This window comes from Halomonas sp. LS-001, from assembly GCF_052983955.1.
The window spans coordinates 1,639,530-1,663,402 of the sequence record NZ_CM129816.1 but is presented as its reverse complement, the minus strand read 5'-3'; the positions used below and the strand labels follow the sequence as shown (position 1 = coordinate 1,663,402).

At 52.3% G+C, this 23,873-nt stretch carries 20 protein-coding genes and 1 tRNA gene; 14 read left to right on the top strand and 7 right to left on the bottom strand.

What is annotated here, in order from left to right; genetic code table 11:
• Positions 1-6 precede the first annotated feature (6 nt).
• Together ACU6TU_RS07450 and ACU6TU_RS07445 are read right to left on the bottom strand one after the other, a co-directional pair.
• Entirely contained in the window at positions 7-342 is a 336-nt protein-coding gene (locus tag ACU6TU_RS07450; RefSeq protein WP_447143921.1) for an HlyU family transcriptional regulator, read from the bottom strand.
• 86 nt (positions 343-428) lie between these two features.
• The gene (locus tag ACU6TU_RS07445) at positions 429-1,649 is read right to left on the bottom strand and encodes an argininosuccinate synthase (RefSeq protein ID WP_447143920.1); all 1,221 of its coding nucleotides are present in this window, start codon (positions 1,647-1,649) and stop codon (positions 429-431) included.
• A 252-nt stretch (positions 1,650-1,901) separates the two neighbouring features.
• On the opposite strand from ACU6TU_RS07445, the gene rnt reads away from it, so the two are divergent.
• Both rnt and ACU6TU_RS07435 read left to right on the top strand, forming a co-directional pair.
• The gene (gene rnt, locus ACU6TU_RS07440) at positions 1,902-2,573 is read left to right on the top strand and encodes a ribonuclease T (RefSeq protein ID WP_447143919.1); all 672 of its coding nucleotides are present in this window, start codon (positions 1,902-1,904) and stop codon (positions 2,571-2,573) included.
• A gap of 269 nt (positions 2,574-2,842) precedes the next feature.
• Positions 2,843-4,102 carry a 6-phosphofructokinase gene (locus tag ACU6TU_RS07435; RefSeq protein WP_447143918.1) on the top strand — a complete coding sequence of 420 codons (1,260 nt, stop codon included), beginning with the start codon at positions 2,843-2,845 and terminating at the stop codon, positions 4,100-4,102.
• A 73-nt stretch (positions 4,103-4,175) separates the two neighbouring features.
• On the opposite strand, the gene ACU6TU_RS07430 is transcribed toward ACU6TU_RS07435, so the two are convergent.
• Positions 4,176-5,885, bottom strand: coding sequence for a protein kinase domain-containing protein (locus ACU6TU_RS07430; RefSeq protein ID WP_447143917.1), 1,710 nt, complete (start codon positions 5,883-5,885; stop codon positions 4,176-4,178).
• Between the two features lie 288 nt (positions 5,886-6,173).
• On the opposite strand from ACU6TU_RS07430, the gene ppa reads away from it, so the two are divergent.
• The 8 genes from ppa (at position 6,174) to purH (ending at position 15,174) form a co-directional block, all read left to right on the top strand.
• Positions 6,174-6,704 (top strand): inorganic diphosphatase, encoded by a 531-nt coding sequence (ppa, locus tag ACU6TU_RS07425; protein WP_447143916.1) that lies wholly within the window; start codon positions 6,174-6,176, stop codon positions 6,702-6,704.
• Positions 6,705-6,919: 215 nt separating this feature from the next.
• A complete protein-coding gene (dsbD, locus tag ACU6TU_RS07420; RefSeq protein ID WP_447144202.1) occupies positions 6,920-8,806 on the top strand; it encodes a protein-disulfide reductase DsbD in 1,887 nt (628 codons plus the stop codon).
• 337 nt (positions 8,807-9,143) lie between these two features.
• Complete coding sequence (gene accB, locus ACU6TU_RS07415; RefSeq protein WP_447143915.1) at positions 9,144-9,608, top strand: acetyl-CoA carboxylase biotin carboxyl carrier protein; 465 nt, start codon at positions 9,144-9,146, stop codon at positions 9,606-9,608.
• Between the two features lie 31 nt (positions 9,609-9,639).
• Positions 9,640-10,980 carry an acetyl-CoA carboxylase biotin carboxylase subunit gene (accC, locus tag ACU6TU_RS07410; protein WP_447143914.1) on the top strand — a complete coding sequence of 447 codons (1,341 nt, stop codon included), beginning with the start codon at positions 9,640-9,642 and terminating at the stop codon, positions 10,978-10,980.
• A 148-nt stretch (positions 10,981-11,128) separates the two neighbouring features.
• Positions 11,129-12,046 carry a 50S ribosomal protein L11 methyltransferase gene (gene prmA, locus ACU6TU_RS07405; protein WP_447143913.1) on the top strand — a complete coding sequence of 306 codons (918 nt, stop codon included), beginning with the start codon at positions 11,129-11,131 and terminating at the stop codon, positions 12,044-12,046.
• Between the two features lie 73 nt (positions 12,047-12,119).
• Positions 12,120-13,187 (top strand): tRNA dihydrouridine synthase DusB, encoded by a 1,068-nt coding sequence (gene dusB / locus ACU6TU_RS07400; RefSeq protein ID WP_447143912.1) that lies wholly within the window; start codon positions 12,120-12,122, stop codon positions 13,185-13,187.
• The gene (gene fis / locus ACU6TU_RS07395) at positions 13,184-13,543 is read left to right on the top strand and encodes a DNA-binding transcriptional regulator Fis (protein WP_447143911.1); all 360 of its coding nucleotides are present in this window, start codon (positions 13,184-13,186) and stop codon (positions 13,541-13,543) included. Before dusB ends, fis begins: the two co-directional genes overlap by 4 nt.
• Positions 13,544-13,593: 50 nt before the next feature.
• On the top strand, positions 13,594-15,174 hold the full coding sequence (purH, locus tag ACU6TU_RS07390; RefSeq protein ID WP_447143910.1) for a bifunctional phosphoribosylaminoimidazolecarboxamide formyltransferase/IMP cyclohydrolase: 1,581 nt from the start codon (positions 13,594-13,596) through the stop codon (positions 15,172-15,174).
• Positions 15,175-15,306: 132 nt separating this feature from the next.
• Here purH and ACU6TU_RS07385 read toward each other — a convergent pair whose 3' ends face one another.
• Together ACU6TU_RS07385 and folE are read right to left on the bottom strand one after the other, a co-directional pair.
• A complete protein-coding gene (locus ACU6TU_RS07385; protein WP_447143909.1) occupies positions 15,307-16,764 on the bottom strand; it encodes an NAD-dependent succinate-semialdehyde dehydrogenase in 1,458 nt (485 codons plus the stop codon).
• Between the two features lie 156 nt (positions 16,765-16,920).
• Positions 16,921-17,472 carry a GTP cyclohydrolase I FolE gene (gene folE / locus ACU6TU_RS07380; protein ID WP_447143908.1) on the bottom strand — a complete coding sequence of 184 codons (552 nt, stop codon included), beginning with the start codon at positions 17,470-17,472 and terminating at the stop codon, positions 16,921-16,923.
• 364 nt (positions 17,473-17,836) lie between these two features.
• Between folE and ACU6TU_RS07375 the strand changes: the two genes are divergently transcribed.
• A complete protein-coding gene (locus ACU6TU_RS07375) occupies positions 17,837-18,403 on the top strand; it encodes a hypothetical protein (protein ID WP_447143907.1) in 567 nt (188 codons plus the stop codon).
• Positions 18,404-18,541: 138 nt separating this feature from the next.
• On the opposite strand, the gene ACU6TU_RS07370 is transcribed toward ACU6TU_RS07375, so the two are convergent.
• Positions 18,542-19,516 (bottom strand): serine/threonine protein kinase, encoded by a 975-nt coding sequence (locus tag ACU6TU_RS07370; protein WP_447143906.1) that lies wholly within the window; start codon positions 19,514-19,516, stop codon positions 18,542-18,544.
• 29 nt (positions 19,517-19,545) lie between these two features.
• Entirely contained in the window at positions 19,546-20,268 is a 723-nt protein-coding gene (locus tag ACU6TU_RS07365; RefSeq protein ID WP_447143905.1) for a ComF family protein, read from the bottom strand.
• A 119-nt stretch (positions 20,269-20,387) separates the two neighbouring features.
• Between ACU6TU_RS07365 and ACU6TU_RS07360 the strand changes: the two genes are divergently transcribed.
• The 3 genes from ACU6TU_RS07360 to ACU6TU_RS07350 all read left to right on the top strand — a co-directional run bounded on the left by ACU6TU_RS07360 (position 20,388) and on the right by ACU6TU_RS07350 (position 23,847).
• Positions 20,388-20,472, top strand: a tRNA-Leu gene (locus tag ACU6TU_RS07360).
• A 387-nt stretch (positions 20,473-20,859) separates the two neighbouring features.
• Positions 20,860-21,441 carry a hypothetical protein gene (locus ACU6TU_RS07355; RefSeq protein WP_447143904.1) on the top strand — a complete coding sequence of 194 codons (582 nt, stop codon included), beginning with the start codon at positions 20,860-20,862 and terminating at the stop codon, positions 21,439-21,441.
• Positions 21,442-21,660: 219 nt separating this feature from the next.
• Positions 21,661-23,847: an AAA domain-containing protein gene (locus tag ACU6TU_RS07350; protein WP_447143903.1), complete on the top strand. Its 2,187-nt coding sequence runs from the start codon at positions 21,661-21,663 to the stop codon at positions 23,845-23,847.
• Positions 23,848-23,873 lie beyond the last annotated feature (26 nt).

Here is a 23,873-nt window from a genome sequence, read left to right as displayed (position 1 = left end):
GCTGGGCTAGGCGCTGGTGTCATCCGCCGCTTGCTGGCGGGGGTCTGGATCGAACATAGCATCGCCGACTTCATCAATGTATCGCTTGGCCTTGGTGACCATCATCTCATCGCAACCATCACGGCTTGGCAGCATATCCGAGCGTTCGAAGCGATGCTCACGGGGTCCACCTTCGTTGAGTGGCTGCTGAATCACACCACTGACACGATACTGGCCACCCTGCTCATCCGGTTCTGAAATGATCAGATAGCCAGCATATTCGACCGGCTCGGACGCTTTGGCCCGGCTGTTGGTATTTCCATCATTCGACCCTAAAAGACCCGAAAGCAGCTTTTTCAGCATACTGACTCCTTAACTGGCGAACGGCGGCAGCATGGCTGCCGCACGTATCAAAACGATATCTCAATACCAGCAGAGAAACGCCTGATTCAACTCTGCTGACGGCCTTTACCGGCGGCAATACGCAGACGCAGGGCATTCAGCTTGATAAAGCCTTCTGCATCTTTCTGGTCGTAAGCCCCTGCATCGTCTTCGAAAGTGGCAATCGATTCGTCAAACAGCGACGCATCTGACTTGCGACCTACGACCGTTGCGTTGCCTTTATAGAGCTTCATGCGCACGACACCGCTGACATTTTTCTGTGTTTCGTCAATGGCAGCCTGCAGCATGCGGCGCTCCGGGCTCCACCAGTAGCCGTTGTAGATCACCTCGGCGTACTTGGGCATCAGCTGATCTTTCAGGTGCGCTTCTTCACGGTCAAGAGTCAGCGATTCAATCGCACGGTGAGCACGCAGTATGATCGTGCCCCCCGGCGTTTCGTAACAGCCGCGCGATTTCATGCCCACGTAACGGTTTTCAACGATGTCCAACCGGCCAATACCGTTATCACCGCCCACTTTATTCAGTGTTTCAAGCACTTCATGGGGTTTGGTTGCTTTGCCATCAATGGCCACGATATCGCCCTGATCAAACGTCAGCTCAACATAGGTTGGCTGATCCGGCGCGGCTTCAGGAGAAACGCTCCAACGCCACATGTCTTCTTCTGCTTCGGCCCAGGGGTCTTCCAGAATGCCACCTTCGTAGGAGATATGCAGCAGGTTGGCATCCATTGAGTACGGTGATTTTTTCTTCTTGCTGGAAAAATCCACCGGAATGTTGTGTTCTTCGCAATAGGCCATGAGTTTTTCACGGGACGTCAGATCCCACTCACGCCAAGGGGCGATGACTTTGACGCCGGGTTTGAGCGCATAGGCACCCAGCTCAAAGCGTACCTGGTCGTTGCCTTTACCGGTAGCACCGTGGGAGATGGCATCTGCACCGGTTTCGTTGGCAATTTCAATCAGACGCTTGGCAATCAGAGGACGTGCAATGGAGGTGCCGAGCAGATACTCACCTTCATAAATGGTGTTGGCACGGAACATCGGGAAGACGTAGTCACGCACAAACTCTTCACGCAGGTCTTCAATGTAGATTTCTTTAACGCCGAGCGCCTGAGCCTTGGCACGGGCAGGCTCCACTTCTTCACCTTGACCGATGTCGGCGGTAAAAGTCACCACCTCGCAGTGGTAGGTTTCCTGTAACCACTTCACAATCACAGAGGTATCCAGGCCGCCGGAATATGCCAGGACCACCTTTTTGACATCGGACATTCTTGACTCCTTTTTAATGCAAAAATCATGAAAAAGCGTTTGCGAATAGCTTACGCAAAAAGCTCACATGAAAAAGACGATAGGCATCGTCATCGTTTGAAAACACTGAGTATAGCGTTCTGCGCTGTCAACGAATACCGTCAACGACGACTGACTGAGAAAGCTGTTAGAATCTGCCTGAAGATACGCACACATAATGACTTTTTTATCAGTGGCACTGAGCACCACTGACTCGCTATTAAGGAGAGCAGCATGAGCGAGGCAATTGCCCGCGATTTGATGGCACAGCGTTTTCGCAGTTACCTGCCTGTCGTGGTGGACCTGGAAACCGGCGGTTTCAATGCCGAACGTGATGCTGTGCTGGAAATTGCGGCCGTTACCCTGACCATGGATCCGGAAGGTAATTTGCTGCCCGATGCCACCTACGCCTATCACCTTCATCCTTTTGAAGGTGCCAATGTAGAACAGGCTGCCCTGGATTTTACCGGCATACGCCTTGACGATCCGTTACGTCGCCAGGTCGCCTTGTCGGAAGAAGAAGCCTTAGGTGAAATATTCCGCCCTATCCGTAAGGCAATCAAGGCCCACGGCTGCACCCGGGCGATTCTGGTTGGACATAATGCCGCCTTTGATCACGGGTTTCTGAATGCGGCGTCGAATCGTTGTGGCATCAAACGCAATCCGTTTCATCCGTTTTCCAGCTTTGATACCGCTACATTGGGCGGTCTTATCTACGGCCAGACAGTGCTTGCCCGCGCCTGTCGTGCGGCGGGAATTGACTTTGATAACAAGTCAGCTCACTCAGCGCGTTATGACACTGAGCGCACGGCTGAGCTTTTCTGTGCCATGGTCAATCGTTACAAGGATCTTGGCGGCTGGCAACTCGCCCTGCGCGAACAGGCCATGGACGATAACGACAGTTAATTGCTCTGGTTAACCCATGGCCTGATCCTTCTCGCCTGGAATCGTATCGAGCGGGTGCAGGCATATACCCTTTGCGCTAAACTGTTCCACCAAATCGTTTCGCTAAACCGTTTTAACAGGTTATTTTGCTCAGCTATTTGTTGAGTATTTTGCGCCAAACAATGCCCGTTACTGACAATAGATGCCAAGGAAAGCCGACACTTTCCTTGGCATTCATTTGCATGATGCATGTCAGACAAAGCCCCGTTTTCAGGAGATAAAGCGTTTCCATGGCCCAGTACAATGCCTTTTATGCCCAGTCCGGAGGCGTCACCGCCGTTATCAATGCCAGTGCCTGCGGCGTGATTGAAGCTTGCCGTGAAGCTCCCGAGCACATCAACAAGATCTATGCCGGCCATAACGGCATCATCGGTGCGCTAACCGAAGATCTGATTGATGTGTCACAGGAAAGTGAAGAAACGGTTGCCGCCTTGCGCCATACACCGGGCGGTGCCTTCGGCTCCTGCCGTTATAAGCTCAAGGATATCGAAAGCCATCGTGCTCAGTATGAACGCCTGATTGAGGTCTTCAAGGCCCATGATATTCGCTATTTCTTCTATAACGGCGGCGGAGATAGCGCCGATACCTGCCTGAAAGTTTCTCAGCTTTCCGAGAAAATGGGTTACCCGCTAACGGCAATTCACGTGCCTAAAACGGTCGATAACGATCTTCCGATCACTGATAACAGCCCCGGATTTGGCAGCGTCGCCAAATATATCGCCACGTCTACTCTTGAGGCGTCGCTGGATATCGCCTCAATGTGCGCCACCTCTACCAAGGTGTTCGTTCTTGAAGTCATGGGCCGCCATGCAGGCTGGATTGCCGCCGCAGGCGGTCTGGCAGGGGAAGGCGATAACGAGCCACCCCATTTGATCATCTTTCCGGAAATTGCTTTTGATCGCACAGCGGTCATGGCACGGGTCGATCAGTGCGTCAAGGATTATGGCTACTGCGTCATCGTGGTGTCTGAAGGCGCACGCTATGAAGATGGCACCTTCCTGGCAGATGCAGGGAATACCGACGCCTTCGGTCATCGTCAGTTAGGTGGCGTTGCACCCACGCTGGCAGGCATGGTGAAGCAGGATCTGGGCTATAAATATCACTGGGCGGTGGCCGACTATCTGCAGCGTGCCGCTCGCCACCTGGCATCCAGGACAGACGTCGAGCAGGCTTATGCGGTTGGCCGTGAAGCGGTCACTCTGGCACTGGCTGGCAAAAACGCCATGATGCCTGCCATTCGTCGGGTTACCGATACGCCTTATCAATGGGACATCATTTCTGCGCCCCTGAAAGATGTCGCTAACCAGGAAAAATTCATGCCGCGTGATTTTATCAGCGACAGTGGTTTTGCTATCACCGATGTGTGCCGCAACTATCTGTCACCGCTGATCCAGGGCGAAGACTTCCCTCCCTTTGAAAACGGCCTGCCCAAAGTGGCCAAACTCAAGCTGGCCAAAGTTGAACGTCGCTTACCTGTGTTTACGCTGTAAGCCTGATATTAAACAGCCGTATTGAAACCATAAAGCCGAGTGTTTAATCACTCGGCTTTTTGCGTTTTGTGGGTTAGCGCAACAACCAGGACAGCACCAGTAGCAATAACAGGATGCCGGCCACGCCCTGCCAGAAAAAGCGCGAATCGTGGCGGTTGTCGCGCCGGTTGCGCCCTAGCGGTAAGCGCAGGGCATGGAGAAATTCCGACATCCGCCGAAAACGCAGTGCCCGCTGCGGGTCCAGCGCACGTCGCAGCGCATCATCCAGCTCAACGGAAATTTCCGGATTGGCGACACGTGCACTCCGGTAGATAAGCCCTTCAAGGTCGGTGTGGCTGCGTAGCTTGTCAGGCGTTAACTGGTAAGGTAGCTGGCCGGTCAGCAACCAGTAGGTTGTCGATGCCAGCGAATATTGATCGCTGCGCCGTCCCACGCTATCACCCAACGCATATTCAGGTGCGGTATGCTCGCCGTAACCTACCTGCGCCAGTAAAGCCCCTGAGTGACGATGACCATCCGCCTCGCGCACATGGCAGGCGCTGAAATCCGTCAACACCAGCTTGCCATGAGGGTCTATCAGAATGTTGTCCGGGTTGACCTGCTGATGCAATACATCACGATGATGCAACGCCTGAACAGCTTTACCCAGCTGATTGGCAATATCCAGACGCTGATTCAAGGTGGCCTGCGGGTGACGCTGTGCCCATTGACGCAACGTCTCCCCCTCAACCGGTGCCATCAGGTAATACAGGTAGCGTCGCGGCCGCGACGGCTCCATCACTTTGACCACATAGGGAGAATTGACCCGCTCTACGACCCACTGCTGGAGTAAAAAGTGTTCCAGGTAGGCGTTGCGTAACGAAAGCTCGGGGCTTGGTGCCTTCATCACCATTTCCCGCTGGGTATGGACATCGCGCACTCGATAGACACGTGACTGTGCCGTTCTGGCTAGCACGCTCAGCACATCAAAACCGTCAAAGCGCTCACCGGAAGAAAGTTCTGGCGGAATTGGCAGGTCACCGTAAACCTGGCCTGGATGATCATTCACTTCATCCGGTAGCTCATCGATACGCATAACCTGAAAACAGAACTGCTCGCCACCATAGCCACGCTCTTGAGCGCGTGACTTGGCTTCATCGGCAAGGCGTTCGCAGGCGGCATCCAGATCACTGGCATCCTGACGAATCAGACGTACATAATCCGAGGGCAATAAGGTGCCACGCACGGCTTGCGTCGTGAAAAGGAAAATATCCCCCTGCTTGAGCGCCAGCTGGGTGTAATCGATATCCACACTGCCATCCAGCCCCAACGCTCGCGACGGGTAGCGATAGCCGCCCAGATCCGTAATATGGTCGCGGGTAAGCTGCTCAAACTCAGCGCCACGGAGGCGAAACACCAGCGTATCGCCCATATGAAAAAGATGCCCATCACGATGGCGCAGCACCAGTGCCGAGAGTGACGAAACAAAACTGCCATTACTGACATGCTGGCTTTGACTGTAGCACCAGCTGTTCAGGGCTCTCAGCACACGAGTGGCAGAGACCTTGACATCCCAGTGATCAGGCGTTGAGAAGTAGTCCGCCAGAAATCCGCGAACACTGATATCTCCCGCCTGCTTGGCCAGGCTATTTCGCGCCACCGAATCACTGATGACGGCACATCCACCTTTGGCCTGAAGCAGCGCGGCTTCCGGAATTCGCACTGACATAGAGCTTCGATGTTCGCGATGGTCAGGTGCGACAAACGCTTGACCATAACTGATCAGCAGTTGAGCTTGGGCCAAGGGTTCCTCCTCGTGCAGTGAGCCAATATCATGACACTACCGTCTGAATATCAGCAGATAGCGCTATGATACACCGCTGATCTCCATACACCTAAGCTGCTGCCACCGACCTAGGTGTAACAAACCTACGTCGCATTGGTAATCACTCTCTCATCTTCGTATAATCGCCCTCCAATAAAGGCTGATAAACATTGAATCAGTCACAGTTTCGTGTTGCTTTATCATTTCGCAACTGACGTGGCATGCCAAACTCGTCTAGTGCGACCCCGTACCACCAAGGAAATTACGATGAACTTTGACAACATCCCCGCTGGTAAGGATCTGCCCAACGACATTTACGTGGCAATCGAAATCCCGGCCAACCACGCGCCTATCAAGTATGAAATCGATAAGGACATGGATGCCCTGATGGTTGACCGTTTCATGGCCACGCCAATGTTCTATCCGGCGAATTACGGATTTATTCCGCACACGCTCGCCGACGATGGAGACGCGCTGGACGCACTGGTCGTTACACCACATCCGGTACAGCCTGGCTGCATTATTCGCGCGCGTCCGATTGGCATTCTCAACATGACCGATGAAGCTGGCGAAGATGCCAAGCTGGTCTGTGTTCCTCATGCCAAACTGTCTTCGCTTTACGATGATGTTCACGAAGTCACCGACCTGCCCGAACTGCTACGCCAACAGATTGCTCATTTCTTCGAGAACTACAAAGATCTTGAAAAAGGCAAATGGGTGAAAGTTGAATCCTGGGAGGGCGCCGATGCGGCTCGCAAGGCCATTGAAAAATCGGTTGCTGCTTACAAAAAAGCCTAAGTCGCTGACCTGCATGGCAACATGCAAGTCTGCTGACGATTCGGGCCGCCTTAGGGCGGCCCGATTACGTTGCAATCAGGATTACGTCATCATTAAAACCGAACCGCGTCATGAGAGCGCAGCCCAAGGTAGGGAGCGTTTGCTGAGGTAAACTGTCCCAAGATTTCAGTAGTATCGATCCAACCATGATGATTCAAGGACATAGCGTGCCATCAATTCGTCTATTTTTAACCGTTACGACGGCCCTGGCCTTTAGCCTGCTGTCTTTCTTTGCTCAGGCACAGTGGTTTTCTTCGTCGGACGGCCAGGGTGACTTTCTGCCCGTACAGGAAGCGTTTCAACCCAGCGCCTGGCATGATGGCAACACCTTGTATATCGGCATGGAGATTGCCGAAGACTATTATCTGTACCGTCATCAATTCGATGTCGAGAGCATCGATGACGATTCAGGTGGCAACGCAAAGCTGGGCGCACTGCAACTGCCGGAAGGGACTTTCACGACAGATGAATTCATGGGGGATGTGTATGTCTTTCGTGACAGGATGGTATTTGAGGTGCCTTTTGTGTCCCCCCACAGCGGCCCGCTCCCGATCAGGCTGACGTATCAGGGCTGTGCCGATGCAGGACTCTGTTACCCCCCCGAAAAAGTATCCCTGCAGGCGGCCCAGTCTCAACCGCCAACGACATTTGTGAATTGGCAGCCAAGCGATTCGCCAGTCAGCGCCAGCACAGCGGAACCGGCGGCACAGGAAGATACCAGCCTTGCCAATCAGAATGACTTTAACGGCACACAGAGCAGCGATCGCCGCTTCACCACCTTACTCAGTGAAGCCAGTCTGCCACTGGCATTAGGGCTGTTTTTCATCGCTGGACTTGGGCTGACGTTTACTCCCTGCGTCCTGCCGATGATCCCGATCCTTTCCTCTATCGTGGTCGGCCAGAACCCCACACGCCCGCGCGCTTTTGTGCTATCCGCCAGCTACGTGCTTGGCATGGCGCTGACTTACGCGCTGGTGGGCGTTTTAATGGGCCTGTTTGGCGCTGGACTTAACCTGCAGGCTCACCTGCAATCTGCACCCGTACTTATTCTCTTTGCCGCCCTCTTTACGCTCTTCGCGTTGGCCATGTTTGGTGCCTTTAATCTTCAACTGTCACCACGTCTTGCCAGCCGTATCGATGGCTGGCAAGCACGCGCACAGCGTAGCGGCCCCCTTGGGCTTGCCGTGGCGGGTGCCTTGTCCGTGCTGGTGGTATCACCCTGCGTAACCGCACCACTGGCAGGTGCCATGGTGTTTATTTCATCAACCGGGGATGCATTGCTGGGCGGCGCTGTGCTCTTCGCGCTGGGTATGGGGATGGGGATACCCCTGTTATTGGTTGGCACCTTTGGCACCACCTTGCTCCCGCGTACAGGCAGCTGGATGCAGGGGGTAAAAATTGCCTTTGGGTTACTCCTGTTAGGTGTGGCTATCTGGATGATCGAGCGATTGGTCCCCGCCTCCCTGGCACTGCTTCTTTGGGCAGGATTAGCGATTGGTAGCGCCCTGGCACTCGGGGCACTCAATTTCAATCAACCCCAGGGCTGGGGTAGAGCCCGTCAGGCACTCGGCATATTGCTGCTCGCCTGGGGGGTAGCACTGGTGATTGGCGCGGCTCAAGGGGGAAGCAACCCTGTGCGTCCTCTACAAGTCACAATGACGACACAACAGAACTCGACCGCTCAAGCGCCATTGGCATTCAGTACTGTTGATAGCCTTACAGCGCTGGAAAATGCCATTGATCAGGCTGCCGCTCAGGACCAACCTGTTTTTGTTCATTTTACGGCTGAATGGTGCATTTCCTGCAAACAGTTAGAGCGTGAAGTCTACCCCACACCCACGGTGGCAGAGGCATTGAATGGCTATGTACTCATCAAAGCGGATGTCACACAAACCAACGCACGCAGCCGCGAACTTCTTGAACATTTTGACCTCTTTGGCCCGCCCAGCCTGCTGTTCTTTCACCAGGCTGAAGAAGTGACAGCGGCACGTATTCAGGGAGAAATTAACGCTGGCCGTCTGACCGAACATTTACAACGTCTGAATCAGTGGATGGCTGGCTAGCATTGCCAGCATACGCCTCTGTCAACTGGCACAGTTGTCGGTACCGTTATTGGTACCGTTATCAAACGAACGTTCGCCATTAGCCTGCTGTCCCTAGTAATGGCGTTACTGGACAACGGGGTCGTTTTTCGGCAAACTCCCGATCCATTATATTCAAAATATTCCGCATAAACACACTGTCTATTGAGCAACATTCGTTAACGTGTCGGTTTATGCGTTTTTTTGACACAGGTTTACTACGCCTTGCCTACCTGATTCGAGGCACCTTTCCTCGACGCGTACTATCATGGTTGGCCAAGGCATTAATTTTTTTCATTCTGGATTGTAGGGCGACGCGATGGATATCCGTAAAGTTAAGAAACTTATCGAGCTATTAGAAGAATCCGACATCAGTGAAATCGAGATTCAGGAAGGTGAAGAGTCTGTTCGCATCAGCCGCCACCCTAACGGCATGCCAACGGGCGGTTACCCGATGCAGCAATATGCCCCTCAGGCGGCACCCGCTCAGGCACCGGCTCAACCCGTCAGCACCACAGAGCCCGAGCCAGAAAATGGTGTGACTTATCGCGGTGAAACCGTCAACTCGCCCATGGTCGGCACCTTCTATCGCAGCCCGGCCCCCGGCTCCAAGTCCTTTGTTGAAATCGGCGATAGCGTCAAGAAAGGTGATACCATCTGTATCGTTGAAGCCATGAAAATGATGAACCAGATCGAAGCTGATCGCGACGGCATCATTGAAGCCATTCTCGCTGAGGACGGCGAACCGGTTGAGTTTGATCAACCCATGCTTGTCATCGCCTGATCTCCTCTTTCTGACACGGGTGGACTTCCCCATGCTGGACAAGGTACTAATCGCCAATCGCGGCGAAATCGCTTTACGTATCCTGCGCGCTTGCAAGGAACTGGGCATCAAGACTGTGGCAGTGCACTCCAAGGCTGACCGCGAGCTTATGCATGTGCGCCTGGCGGATGAGGCCGTCTGTATCGGCCCGGCTTCATCGGCGCAATCCTATCTCAACATTCCGGCCCTGATCAGTGCTGCAGAAGTCACAGACTGCAGCGCGATCCACCCCGGCTATGGGTTTCTTTCCGAGAACGCCAACTTTGCCGAACAGGTCGAGCGCTCCGGATTTACCTTTATCGGCCCGAGGGCTGACACTATTCGCCTGATGGGCGATAAAGTGTGCGCCATCGAATCGATGAAAAAAGCGGGTGTCCCTACCGTACCCGGTTCGGACGGCCCATTGGGTGACGATGAAGAAACCCTGCTGGCCACTGCCAACCGGATTGGCTACCCAGTGATCATCAAGGCAGCAGCGGGTGGCGGCGGACGTGGCATGCGTGTTGTGCATACTGAAGCCCACCTGCTTTCTGCCATTAATGTGACCCGCACCGAAGCCCATACGTCGTTCGGCGACGGCACGGTTTACATGGAAAAATTCCTTGAAAAGCCGCGCCATGTGGAAGTCCAGGTGCTGGCAGATGGCCAAGGCAATGCCATTCATCTCTATGATCGCGATTGCTCCCTGCAGCGCCGTCACCAGAAAGTGCTTGAAGAAGCGCCAGCCCCCGGCATCGACCCTGCCGCTCGCGCCAAGGTGCTGGAAGCCTGCCGTCAGGCCTGCCTGACGATTAATTACCGTGGTGCAGGTACCTTCGAGTTTCTGTATGAGGACGGCGAATTCTTCTTTATCGAGATGAATACCCGCGTACAGGTCGAACACCCCGTCACGGAAATGGTGACAGGCGTTGATATCGTCAGAGAGCAGCTACTGATCGCCTCAGGTCATCCGCTCTCGATCACCCAGGACGATGTCAAGGTCAGCGGTCATGCCTTTGAATGCCGGATTAATGCGGAAGATTCGCGTAATTTCATGCCATCCCCCGGCAAAGTAACGCTCTACCACGCACCCGGCGGTTTAGGCGTTCGTATGGATTCCCACCTGTATACGGGCTACACGGTACCGCCCCACTATGACTCATTGATCGGCAAGCTGATCACCTGGGGCGCTGACCGTGACACGGCTTTAACGCGCATGCGCAACGCCCTGGATGAGCTTCTGGTGGAAGGCATCAAAACCAACATTGACCTGCATAAAGACCTGGTGCGTGACAGCTATTTCCGTCAGGGCGGCGTCAATATTCATTATCTGGAAAAGAAACTCAGTTCCTGATGTGTTGAAGCCTGTTGGCCAACGGGGTGGCGCAGGCCGCCCCGTTTTGCTTTGTTTTTTTCGTTTGGTACGCCTTTCATACAGGCCCGTCTGATAATCGCTTTATCGTCGCTTTAAAGATCATTCCCCAGCTGCGCGGAGACAAATAATGCCCTGGCTACAACTTAGCGCTCATGTAGCGCCCGAACAGGCGGAATTACTCGAAGACCTGCTGGTTGATGAAGGCGCCACCGCCATTGCGTTACAGGACGCCCACGACGACCCTGTTTTTGAACCAGAGCGCGGCACGACTCCGTTATGGGAAGATACCATTCTTACCGGTCTGTATGATGATCTTGAAGGCATCGATGCCATGCTGGAGCGCTTACAGGCGGCCTGGGCCGAACATTACCCGGAAGAACCCTGCCCGGATATCAGCTATGAATTACTGGCTGATCGGGACTGGGAGCGGGAATGGATGGATGACTTCAAACCATTGAAAATGGGACAGCGTCTCTGGATTGTGCCTAGCTGGCATGCACCACCCGAGCAGGACGCCGTCAACCTGGTGCTCGACCCCGGACTGGCCTTCGGCACAGGCACCCACCCCACCACCGCCTTGTGCCTTGAATGGCTGGATGAACTGGCGGTTTCCGGCGAGCTTGAGCAGGCCAACGTGCTTGACGTCGGCTGTGGCTCCGGCATTCTTGCTATTGCGGCCTTGAAACTGGGCGCCGCCCACGCAGATGGCACCGATATTGACCCTCAGGCGCTACAGGCGAGCCGAGACAATGCCGAACGCAACGCCATTGACGATACGCGTCTGGACCTTTTCTATCCCGAGCAGCTGCCACCAGGTGACTATCCGCTGGTAACCGCTAACATTCTGGCTAGCCCTTTGATTGAGCTGGCGGAAATGATCGCCAGCCATGTCGCGCCGAACGGCCGTATCGCTCTGTCCGGGATTCTTGCCAATCAGGCCAACGACGTACTTGAAGCCTATCAGGCGCAAGGTTTGCTGATGGATGAGCCTACCCTGCGCGATGGCTGGGTCAGACTCACAGGCCAACGCCTGCAGCACGGATAAAATCACCAAAGACGCGGCATTGTGACGAACGACCTTCACCCGCAAGGCGAGTCGGCGTATCATGTGCTCCCCCATGCATCAGGCAAATCGTGACCATTACGTTATGAATCCGTTGACACCATTACCGACCATTGGCGAGCACCGACTGCTTAATCGCGTCATTCTCGCTCCGATGGCGGGCGTTACTGACCAGCCCTTCCGGCAGCTTTGCCGCCGATTGGGGGCTGGCTGGGTAGTGGGTGAAATGGTCACCGCAGACCCGAACTTATGGCATACCCGCAAATCCAGACAGCGCATGAATCATCGTGGTGAACCCTCGCCACGCGTCGTACAGATTGCGGGTGGCGACCCACAGATGCTGGCTGAGGCAGCGCGTCTGAATGCTGATTTAGGTGCTGAAGTCATTGATATCAACATGGGTTGCCCAGCCAAAAAGGTCTGCAATAAAGCCGCCGGATCGGCGCTTTTGCGCGATGAAATCCTGGTTGCCCAGATTCTTGAGGCCGTCGTCGCTGCCGTCGATATTCCCGTGACACTCAAGATTCGTACCGGCTGGTGTGCTGAAAGCAACAATGGGCTGAGGGTTGCCAGACTCGCCGAAGCCTCAGGCATTCAGGCATTGGCCGTACACGGACGCCATCGTCAGCAGCGCTATAATGGCCTGGCGGAATATGACACCATTGCCGATATAAAATCCCGGTTATCAATTCCGGTGTTTGCCAATGGCGATATTAACAGCCCGCAAAAAGCCCTTGAGGTACTAAGCTATACTCAGGCTGATGCTCTGATGATTGGCCGGGCCGCACAAGGCAATCCGTGGATTTTTCAACAGATCACCCATTACCTGACGCATGGCAGCGTCTTACCAGCTCCCACGCTTGCCGAACGCCAAGAGGTGCTATGCGAGCATCTCTGCGCATTACATACGTTTTATGGTCTACCCATGGGACCCCGTATTGCCCGTAAACACCTTGGTTGGTATCTGGATACGGATAGTCGCTTCAATGACGTCCAGATACGAGAATTAAAGCGCCAGTTCAATGTGCTGACATCCCCCAGCGCTCAACTGGAATGGATTCATAAGGCGATGGCTGATGATGCTAACGAGCGCCTCTTCGCTAAAGGAAGCCATGCCGCATGAAAGAACCGGCTATGTTAATGCATTCTGATTTACCCGATCCGTTATCCGGCAAGCCTTCCGATGCGCCTCTTAAGGACGTTGATGGCATATCGTCACCGATAACAGCGGCGCCGCCTCAACCGTTGCGTGAAGCCGTTGAAGCTTCCATGCAACGCTATTTCGAGCATCTTGATGGCGGAGATACCAGCGATCTTTATGCCATGGTGATGGCTGAAGTCGAGGCGCCGCTTCTAACGTCTGTACTGGCTTACACCGACGGCAACCAGACACGCGCGGCTGCGGTTCTCGGCTTGAACCGCGGCACGCTGCGCAAAAAACTCAAACACTACGGTCTTCTTGAAGGTGATGCTCCCTAAACAGGGCTTCGCTGTTTTTTATTCATCGTTTCTGCGTAAGAGCACCCCTAATGGCTGATATAACTGCAACTCCTGTGCGCCGCGCTTTACTGAGCGTTTCAGATAAAACCGGTATTGTTGAATTTGCTCGCGGTCTTTCCGAGCAAGGCATCGAACTGCTTTCCACAGGAGGAACATTCCGCCTCTTGCAAGAAAACCAGATTACGGTGAAAGAAGTCTCCGAACATACCGGCTTTCCTGAAATCATGGATGGCCGGGTCAAGACCCTGCACCCCAAGATTCACGGTGGCATTCTGGGCCGTCGGGGCCAGGACGACGCTGTCATGGCAGACAATGATATCGCGCCAATTGATATGGTCGTCGTCAACCTCTACCCCTTTGCCGCCACCGTCGCCAAATCGGACTGCACCCTTGAAGATGCGATTGAAAACATCGACATTGGTGGACCGACCATGGTGCGCGCCTGCGCCAAAAACCATGCGTTCACGACGATTGTCGTCAACGCCGATGACTACCCGCGCATCATGGGTGAACTTGCCGCCCAGGATGGCCAGGTAAGCGCAGCGACCCGTTTTGATCTTGCCGTAAAAGCGTTCGAACACACCGCCGGCTATGACGGCGCGATTGCCGACTTCCTCGGCCGCCAGATCAGCGAGGCTGACCAGCAGTTCCCGCGCACCTTTAACCTTCAGCTGCATAAAAAGCAGGATATGCGCTACGGCGAAAACCCTCACCAGGCGGCGGCCTTCTATGTGGACCCTGATGCCAGTGAACCCAGCGTGGCGACAGCGAAAATGCTTCAGGGCAAACCGTTATCCTACAATAACGTAGCGGATACCGACGCGGCTTTTGAATGCGTCAAAGCCTTTGAAGAAACCGCCTGTGTGATTGTCAAACACGCCAACCCGTGTGGCGTTGCGGTCGGCAATAACGCCTTGGAAGCCTACGACAAAGCCTTTGCCACTGACCCTACCAGCGCCTTTGGCGGCATTATCGCCTTCAATGTTCCGCTGGATGCCGAGACGGCGCGTACCATTATTGACCGCCAGTTTGTGGAAGTCATTATTGCGCCCGGCGTCAGCCAGGACGCTCTTGCGATTGTGGCGGAAAAACACAACGTACGTCTCCTGGATGTTCACGCCCACTGGCCAGCCAATACGCAGCCAACGCTGGACTTTAAGCGTGTTAATGGAGGCTTACTGGTTCAGGAGGCCGACCATGGCATGGTGGGGCGTGACGAGCTTACGATTGTCAGTGAACGCACCCCAACCGAACAGGAGCTGCGTGACCTGGCATTTGCCTGGCGTGTTGCAAAGTTCGTCAAATCCAACGCGATTGTTTACGCCAAAGCAGGCCAGACCATCGGAGTGGGTGCTGGGCAGATGAGTCGTGTTTATTCGGCTAAAATCGCAGGCATCAAAGCGGCCGACGAAAGCCTTTCTGTACCTGGCTCTGTGATGGCATCCGATGCTTTCTTCCCCTTCAGAGACGGCATTGATGCCGCTGCCGCTGCCGGTATTACCGCAGTGATTCAGCCGGGCGGCTCCATGCGTGACCAGGAAGTCATCGATGCCGCCAATGAAGCGGGCATTGCCATGGTGTTTACCGGCATGCGCCACTTCCGCCACTAACGCGAACCTGCAAGTGCCCACAAAAAAACCAGCCGCTCTTAAAAGCCGCTGGTTTTTTTATTAATGACGACGGTGAAATCAATCACACCGTCAGGCAATACCCTTTAACCAAGATTTTTTTAACCAGGATATTTAACCAAGGTCAATACATAAGTACTTGGTTTCCAGATACTCTTCCAGACCCTGATGACCACCTTCACGGCCCAATCCGGAGGCTTTGACGCCCCCAAAGGGAGCTGCCGCATTCGAAATCAGTCCGGTATTCACACCTACCATGCCATATTCCAGCGCGTCCGAGACACGCCATACGCGCCCCAGGTCCCGAGAATAAAAGTAGGATGCCAGACCATATTCGGTATCATTGGCCATATCAATCGCGGTCTCTTCATCATCAAACGGAAAGACAGCGGCTAATGGGCCAAACGTTTCTTCTTTGGCAACTTTCATGTCCTGTGTTACGGAACTGATCAAGGTCGGCGTAAAAAAGTTGCCTCCCAATGGATGTGGATGGCCACCCAGAATCAGTTCAGCACCATGATCCACGGCATCATGAACGTGCTCACTCACCTTTTTAACCGCATTTTCATCGATCAGTGGGCCAATGTTTACGCCCGCCTTGGTGCCATCACCTACCGTTAACTCGCTGTGCATCGCCACTGCCAGCTTTTCGCAGAAAGCATTCACCACACTGGACTGGACAAGGAAGCGGTTGGTGCATACACAGGTCTGACCTGCATTACGGAATTTGGCTGCCATCGCGCCTTCGACAGCCGCATCCAGGTCCGCGTCTTCAAACACGATGAAGGGGGCATTGCCACCCAGTTCAAGCGAAATTTTCTGGATATTTTCAGCCGCCTGCATCATCAGTTTACGCCCCACTTCCGTGGAACCGGTAAAGGTGATCTTGCGAACTTTAGGCGACGATGTCATGGCCTCGGCAATCTCTGCGGCACTGCCAGGCACCACATTGAACACGCCACGAGGAATACCAGCACGCTCTGCCAGAAGCGCTAATGCTGTCGCGGAAAACGGCGTCTGGCTGGCAGGTTTCACCACAATCGTACAACCTGCCGCCAGGGCAGCACCGGCTTTGCGAGTGATCATGGCGGCAGGGAAGTTCCATGGCGTGATGGCACCCACTACCCCAACGGGATGTTTGGTGACCACGATACGCTGATTGGACTTGGCCGCAGGAATCGTTTCACCATAAACACGACGGGCTTCTTCAGCAAACCAGCGCAGGAAACTTGCCGCGTAAACAATTTCACCCTGGGCTTCCTTAACCGGCTTGCCCTGTTCGTGAGTCATCAGCAAGGCAAGATCATGCTGATGCTCCAGCATCAGGTCATGCCACTTAAGCAGAAGGTCCGCACGATCTTGAGCCGTCATGGCTCGCCATGCAGGCTGAGCGGCATCTGCTGCATCAATGGCACGTAATGTTTCCTGCCTACCCAGACGCGGCATATCGCCCATGCTTTCCTGAGTGGCGGGGTTAATCACATTAATCTGCTCGCCACTGTCGGCGGCAACCCAGCTGCCATCAATATAGGCAAACGGGCAATATAGCTGGGTTTCTTTCAGTGCTTCCATTACAAGCTCCTGATCAAATGATAGCCCTATGGGCAAACTGTCTCACCTCCATGCTAAGACGAAACCGCTCATTTAACCAAGTGTCATACTGCATTTTTAAAAAAAACATCCGCCAGCAACATAAGGGCCTTGCACGCTGAGCCATCCACCAATTGTTCAATTGACCAGTGTCAGAAACTCTTGGCGAGTTGCCTGGTTGTTACGGAAATCTCCCAGCATCACAGAGGAGCTCATGCTGGAGTTCTGCTTCTCGACACCACGCATCATCATACAGAGATGACGCGCCTCAATAACCACAGCAACCCCTCGTGCCTCTGTCACTTCCTGAACAGCCTCAGCAATTTCACGCGTCAAATTCTCTTGAATCTGCATGCGACGAGCGAACATATCAACAATTCGTGCAAACTTAGATAGCCCTAACACCTTTCCATTTGGCAGGTAAGCAATGTGGCATCTGCCAATAAAGGGTAGAAGATGATGCTCGCACATCGAATACAGCTCAATATCTTTAACTAACACCATTTCATCTGTCTGGGATTCAAAAACCGCGTTGTTAACCACTTGTGTCAGCGATTGCTGGTACCCTGCGGTTAGAAACTGCATAGCCTTCGCAGCACGCTGTGGAGTATCCAGCAGCCCTTCACGCTCAGGGTTTTCTCCAAGCAATTGCATGATCTGGCGATAGTGATGGGCAATTTCGTCTGTCATATTTAGCCTCGTCAGTCCACGGAACGCTTGCACGGCAAACCATCAACGCGTTAAATCCTGTCTTATCAACGTTAATTCGTTTTGGGCAACCTGCCTGCCCTGCGAAATTAACGATAAATAACAAGCAAGCAAAACAAAAACACTACAAAAAATATACTTAAAATAGCTTTTGTACAACTAAATTTTAGTAGGTGATTATTTTAGCTTACTTTAACAACCCTGTGTCACAACGACGCTCCATTTTATGTCCTGCGCTGTGGCAGAGTGACACGCGCAACTGCTTACTCAATCGTTGCTGTGGTATTATTAACCATGAGTATTAGCGTCTTCTTTTGCACACCTCACGAAAAAGCGAGATCCTGCCATGCCAATGAGATCTTTATCATTGCAGTCATCAACCAAGTTATCTGTCACCTTGTTCAGTATGCTGCTGCCTCTGATGGCGAGTTCCTCGTTTGCCGCTGATGCCAAGCTGACATTTCCGGAACAGGCAACGGTTGGTGTGGAATTTATTGAGGACGTGACATTTGCTGATGGTGGGTCTTCCTTTACCAACATTCTGTTGCGCCCCAATCACGAAGCATCAACATCACACCAGTTGCCTGAATACTGCGTCATCATTGGTGACGCACTGCGTTCCGGGGAGCGCGTTCGCATCACGGCCCATGATGTTACCTGCATCGAAGCAGAAAACTCGGAAAGTGCCATTTTCTCAGGCGAAATAGATGCAGGGGTGTATGACACCGATGGCCAGTATGGATTGAACTGCGAAGATACCGATTGTGCTTTTGTGCAGGAACACAACTTCACATTAACGCTTAATAAATCGTTGGAAATCGAGGCACAAAACAACCCCTCTGCTGAAATCAATGCCCGACGTCGTCAAGCTGACCAGGAAAGTGAATCTGAGACCAAAGCAGACGCCGAGTAACACCCACGCCATTATCTCTCCTGGTTATTTTTAAACGTGGCATATTAAACGTGACATAAACGGGCCCTGATAAAGACAACTTTATCAGGGCCCGTTGGCGTTTTTACAGAATGCTCAGCATGCGCCTGAATATACCCTTTACGCCAACCACTTAGGCGTTTCCACCTGCATGCGCTGCTGCTCTAACTGACGTATCTGCTGATCCCAGTAACCACTATCCGCAAACCATGGGAAAGCCAAAGGAAAAGCCGAATCGTCCCAGCGCTGAACCAGCCAGGCGCTATGACGCATCAATCGGTAACTGCGCAAAGGCTCTACCAGCGCCATCTGATGACCAGGAAATGGCAGGGACTCTTCATACCCCTCACTGATTTCACTCAGCTGGGCACGTTGCTCTTGCGGCTCATCCACAGCCAACAGCATCCAGATATCCTGAATGGGCGGTGCCATCAGACAATCATCAAAATCTACCAGGCTGAAGTGCTCGTCACGCCCTAGCACGTTCCCCAGATGACAATCACCGTGACAGCGAATCTTCTCGATATAAGGCGGCAAATGTTGCCCGATACTATCGATGAGTTGGGTACTGACTCGCTCGTAAGCGCGTTGTTGATGCCTGGTTAAACGGCCGCTGCCTAATACCTGCTGCTGGGCGCTCAGCATACCCTCAACAATCGATAAAGCAGGTCGATGCTGAAACGCTTTTCGCCTGGCGACCGCGTGCAATTTACCAATCACCTGCCCCAACGCAAACAGATGCGCCGGGTTATCCAGTTCGGGGGCCTGACCAACGCAGTGGGGGAAAAGCGTAAAACGAAAACCGTCATATTCATGCAAAGACACATCATCAGCATTCCGCCAAGGCGCACTCACTGGCACCTGCGCTTCATACAATTCCGCCAGATAGTCATGTTCCTCCTGGATCACCTCAGATGACCAGCGCTCAGGGCGGTAAAATTTCACCACCCAGCGAGCCCCGGACTCATCGCGAAACATCAGTACGCGATTCTCATAACTGTTTAATGCAAACGGCTCACTACTCGGCTGAATGCCTAGGTTCTCAAAAGCGGTCATGATGACATCAGGAGACAGTGCGCTATAGGGATGACTCATCAATAACTCCATGAAAATACATCAGTCTATCACCCTGCCCCAAGCGGTGTACGAGCAAACGCCATTACCGAAACATCCGTGGCACCCGCTAGCCACGCAGCACTGGCTAATGACTGCACCGTGGCGCCGGTTGTTACGACGTCGTCAACAAGAATCACTCTCGCAGGCGAAGCCAATGTCAGCTGAAAAACATCCCCCAGGTTGTTACGCCGGGCAGAGCGCCCCAGCAAACGCTGGCTTGGAGTATCCACCGTGCGAATAGCGTGAGTGACAGCAAGGCCCAGATGCTGGCTTAGCTGTCGGGCAAACCAATCCGACTGGTTAAACCCCCGCTCCCGCGAGCGGCGTGTAAACAGAGGAACTGGCACCAGCACATCGCTATCACGCTGCCATTCAGCGTGACCACTCAAGGTGTCAAGATACAAGGCCACCATCAAGTTTCCGGCACGTGGCGACGCTTTAAACTTGAAATCATGCACCAGCTGGCGCACTGGCCCGCGATACAGAAAAGGCACATGAGCACTGGCAAAGGCTGGCAGGTCTTGCTGACAGTGAACACAAAGCCCCTGCGTCAAAGAGGTCAGCGGCTCGGCACACCGTTGACAGCACACCCTGTTCCACGGCATCCCATCAAAGCACTCCTGACACCAGGCTTTATGGGGCATAGGCTCACCCAGGCAAAAAGCACAATGCCCAGGCAATGCCTGCCGCAACTTTTTTTCCAGCCATCGAATACCTTGAAACCCACGCATATTGCGCCCTCCCTGGCAACACCGCCACTGGATGATACTAAGCCACCCAGCCTTTTTGATGAATATTTACATGGTTGATTGACATGTAAGAAAAGTTTGCTATTATATGCGCCAGTTGTGCGGATGTGGTGGAATTGGTAGACACGCCAGATTTAGGTTCTGGTGCCGTAAGGTGTGGGAGTTCGAGTCTCCCCATCCGCACCAATTAAGCGTTACTTTTCAATATCTTAGCTATTCCCTTCTTATTAAAAATGTCACTGTATGGTCAGTTTTAGGCATGCGGTGGTCAGTTTTCTAGTCAGTTTTTTTCGCGAACGAAGATAAAACGCCTTCCTTGGCACGTTTTTTTATTTAAGCTTTGCATCTTCCCAGAAATTATCATCTTCCCATTCTGGCTCACCTACCTGATCAGTAGGATTTTGGTCCTGCGGTTTTTTTACATCTTGATTTTGCATTTTATTTCTCCTTATCAAAAACTTAATGGGTAATGTCCTTGTGCGGACACTAATATGACAACTATTATCATTTGAGATTCATTATAATATAATACTTTTTCTTTTTTAAAATATCAGCCCGAACAGAGATATCCCTATGGAAGTCATCTTTTACTGGATAAGCATGCTGGCAGATTTTGGAACGCTAACGGCGATGGTTATTTCCATTTTTGCTCTTTGCATAGCCAGGCGCGAAATGAAAAACAATAGAAGTCAACGCCAGCAAGAAGCAAGGTTCAATTATGCAAAAAGAGCCATGAAACTGTATGACCTACTCATGCTGAATGAGAGTGATTTCCTGGAATTAGACGAACAGCTTCCGGTAAGAGCGACTGGGTACACTCAGAAGCATTTAGAGAGAATATTGCCTATAGATTTTGAAAGCATTATTCATGAAGCCAAGGTTACGCATGCACTATCCAAAAGCGTCACTAATACTTGCCCTTCAGTACAGATTTTTGAATATATGTCAGCCTTAAAATCATGCAAAGACAAGCACCTTGAACAGGCTTCTCGCCCTCCAGCTGCCAGAGATCCAATGTTCGTGGGAATAATGGTGGGTATGAACTTTGCGGATGAAAAGCATTACGCAATTGCCAATTTATTAGAAATTAAGCACCCTTACCAGTACCTTCGGCAGGCGCTTTTTGAACAGATAGAAATCGCCTATCAAGCATAACCCTCACCCTTTCGTGTGCGGAGAGTATTGCGCGCGTTCATCATGCGTCTTTTTTTTGGCTTAAGCTTGTAAACGCTGATTACCCTTGCCTTCGCTCAGCTGGCTGAGCTAAAGCAACTCTGGCAAACACATGATGAAAAGCAAGTCGAGCTATCCGAGCTTCTAGGCAATGAAACATTCACCGCAGCACTGGGCAAAGCTCAAAGCAAACTCACCGTTTTGAAATACGAATATACGCAGGTTAAGGAAGGCCTTAACCATTGGCGGAAGTTTTGCGCCAGCGAGTCATTGTGGCTGACTCTATTCGGCTTTTTACCCATGATAGCCAAAAGACGCCGACTTAAACGCCAGTTGTTTATCGACGAATACCTTGATGAGCAAACGCAGGATATCCTGGCACAGAATAGCAGTACCTCTCCTGAAAAAGCCCTGCAACTCTGGCTTGCACAACACAAGGAAAGCATTCAACAGTATCAACAATTTATTGATACCTTGAAGCAATTACAGCAACAGGTTCAGCAGGCACACCTTGAGCTGGAAACGGCTTACCGCGCCCTCTATCCTGACGATCCTCTCCCTGACTTTTTCGATGCTTTCGATCAATCACTCGATACCTCATTGCGCTTTCAGCTATTCGAGTTGGCCACGCACTACTGGGAGTCACGCTGGCTGGAGGAATGCAAGGCGCGCCATAAAGAGTTGGCAGAACAAACCGCCAAGAAAACTGAAAAAACAGGATTGAAATCTGTTCTTCCCCGTTGGCGCAGGCGTATGATGCTTACGCCTTGTATCGTTTCAACGCTTTACTCGCTGCCTAAGCACATGATTTATAGTGAATATTTAAGCAAGGATGATTATCGATTCTATTATCTGATTAACAAAATTGATCTACTGATCATTGATGAGGCAGGACAAGTGGCTCCTGAAGTGGCTGGCGCTTCAATGGCGCTGGCTAAGCGTGTGCTTGCCATAGGGGATGTACATCAGATCAAGCCTGTTTCACAACAGCTACCAAGCGTTGATATTGGCAACCTGATGCATGAAAAGCTGATAGCGGACAACAACGCCTACGAGGCCCTTCAAGATGGTGGCCGCTGCGTTGTCAATGGCAGCGTTATGCGCATTGCTCAGACTACCAGCCAATATCACTACTTACCTGATGCCGAACCCGGAATGTTTCTGCATGAACATCGGCGCTGTTTAAGCAGTATTATCGCCTACTGTAATGAACTCTGTTACAAGGGGCTACTACAGCCATTACGCGATACACCAGCCGTGGAGCCGGCGCTCCCTCCTTTTGGGTATGTGCATGTCGATGGGCGTGCCGAAAAACCGCCGACAGGTAGTCGGATCAACCGGCAAGAAGCCATTACCATTGCGGAATGGCTGCTGGATATAAAACCTCAGCTGGAAAAGACCCACGGGAAAACACTTGAAGAGATTGTCGGGGTTGTCACTCCCTTTAAGGCACAGGCAAATCTGATAGAGGAAGAATGTCGCACACGTGGCATCCGTGTTGACAATGCAGCATCAGATCTCTCGTCCATGACAACGCCATCCATGACAGCACCGTCCATGACAATAGGTACAGTGCATGCTCTACAGGGAGCTGAACGACCCATTGTTGTCTTTTCGGGAGTTTACTCCCGGCACGAAGACGGGAACTTTATTGATCAGGACCCTTCCCTGCTTAACGTTGCCGTTTCACGCGCCAAGGATAGTTTTATCGTCTTTGGCGACATGGATGTCATTGCAACAGCTGCTTATGGCTCACCCAGACAACTTCTGGGGAACTACCTATTCAGCTGCGAAGACAATGAGCTGAATTATATTGCAAGCTCTGTACGGCCTGATTTGCAGTCACACTGCAAGGCACCAAGAATGATTAATGATTCGCATGAACATGATCAGTGCCTGAAAGACTTGCTCAACACTGTCCAGCATCGCGTTGATATTGTGTCTCCCTGGATTTCCCTGGAGAGGCTGCAAACCACTGGGCTACTTGAAGCATTATCAAATGTTGCCCAGCGAGGGGTGAAAGCGACAATATTTGTCGATCATCATTTCAATACAACCAATGGTAACCAGCCTTGTGAAACGAAAAACAAGCGTTTCAGGCATTGCTGTGAAACATTAGCCGCTAATGGTTTGAAGGTATACGTGGTTAATCAGGTACACAGCAAAATGGTGATGGCCGATAAACAGTTTATGATTATTGGTTCTTATAACTGGGGAAGTGCTGTACGCGAAGGTAAATACAAAAACATGGAAACGTCAGTGTTCTTGCATGGTGACCTTTCAGATGAAATCAGCCTACAGCTAGAAGCGTTAAAGGGACGCATTTATCAAACTTTCTGTATCGAAAAAAATCAACTTAATGTTGACCAGGTAGCCTCTCAGGTTTAACAGCGTAATATCGGTAGAGCAAGTGT

What these genes read in the sequence shown, in the direction of transcription:
- ACU6TU_RS07385 (WP_447143909.1), bottom strand. Translation starts at nt 16,764, where the DNA reads ATGGAAGCACTGAAAGAAACCCAGCTATATTGCCCGTTTGCCTATATT.
- ppa (WP_447143916.1), top strand. Translation starts at nt 6,174, where the DNA reads ATGAACTTTGACAACATCCCCGCTGGTAAGGATCTGCCCAACGACATT.
- ACU6TU_RS07355 (WP_447143904.1), top strand. Translation starts at nt 20,860, where the DNA reads ATGGAAGTCATCTTTTACTGGATAAGCATGCTGGCAGATTTTGGAACG.
- ACU6TU_RS07435 (WP_447143918.1), top strand. Translation starts at nt 2,843, where the DNA reads ATGGCCCAGTACAATGCCTTTTATGCCCAGTCCGGAGGCGTCACCGCC.
- fis (WP_447143911.1), top strand. Translation starts at nt 13,184, where the DNA reads ATGAAAGAACCGGCTATGTTAATGCATTCTGATTTACCCGATCCGTTA.
- rnt (WP_447143919.1), top strand. Translation starts at nt 1,902, where the DNA reads ATGAGCGAGGCAATTGCCCGCGATTTGATGGCACAGCGTTTTCGCAGT.
- ACU6TU_RS07375 (WP_447143907.1), top strand. Translation starts at nt 17,837, where the DNA reads ATGCCAATGAGATCTTTATCATTGCAGTCATCAACCAAGTTATCTGTC.
- prmA (WP_447143913.1), top strand. Translation starts at nt 11,129, where the DNA reads ATGCCCTGGCTACAACTTAGCGCTCATGTAGCGCCCGAACAGGCGGAA.
- ACU6TU_RS07445 (WP_447143920.1), bottom strand. Translation starts at nt 1,649, where the DNA reads ATGTCCGATGTCAAAAAGGTGGTCCTGGCATATTCCGGCGGCCTGGAT.
- dusB (WP_447143912.1), top strand. Translation starts at nt 12,120, where the DNA reads ATGCATCAGGCAAATCGTGACCATTACGTTATGAATCCGTTGACACCA.
- ACU6TU_RS07370 (WP_447143906.1), bottom strand. Translation starts at nt 19,516, where the DNA reads ATGAGTCATCCCTATAGCGCACTGTCTCCTGATGTCATCATGACCGCT.
- accB (WP_447143915.1), top strand. Translation starts at nt 9,144, where the DNA reads ATGGATATCCGTAAAGTTAAGAAACTTATCGAGCTATTAGAAGAATCC.
- ACU6TU_RS07365 (WP_447143905.1), bottom strand. Translation starts at nt 20,268, where the DNA reads ATGCGTGGGTTTCAAGGTATTCGATGGCTGGAAAAAAAGTTGCGGCAG.
- ACU6TU_RS07450 (WP_447143921.1), bottom strand. Translation starts at nt 342, where the DNA reads ATGCTGAAAAAGCTGCTTTCGGGTCTTTTAGGGTCGAATGATGGAAAT.
- accC (WP_447143914.1), top strand. Translation starts at nt 9,640, where the DNA reads ATGCTGGACAAGGTACTAATCGCCAATCGCGGCGAAATCGCTTTACGT.
- folE (WP_447143908.1), bottom strand. Translation starts at nt 17,472, where the DNA reads ATGACAGACGAAATTGCCCATCACTATCGCCAGATCATGCAATTGCTT.
- purH (WP_447143910.1), top strand. Translation starts at nt 13,594, where the DNA reads ATGGCTGATATAACTGCAACTCCTGTGCGCCGCGCTTTACTGAGCGTT.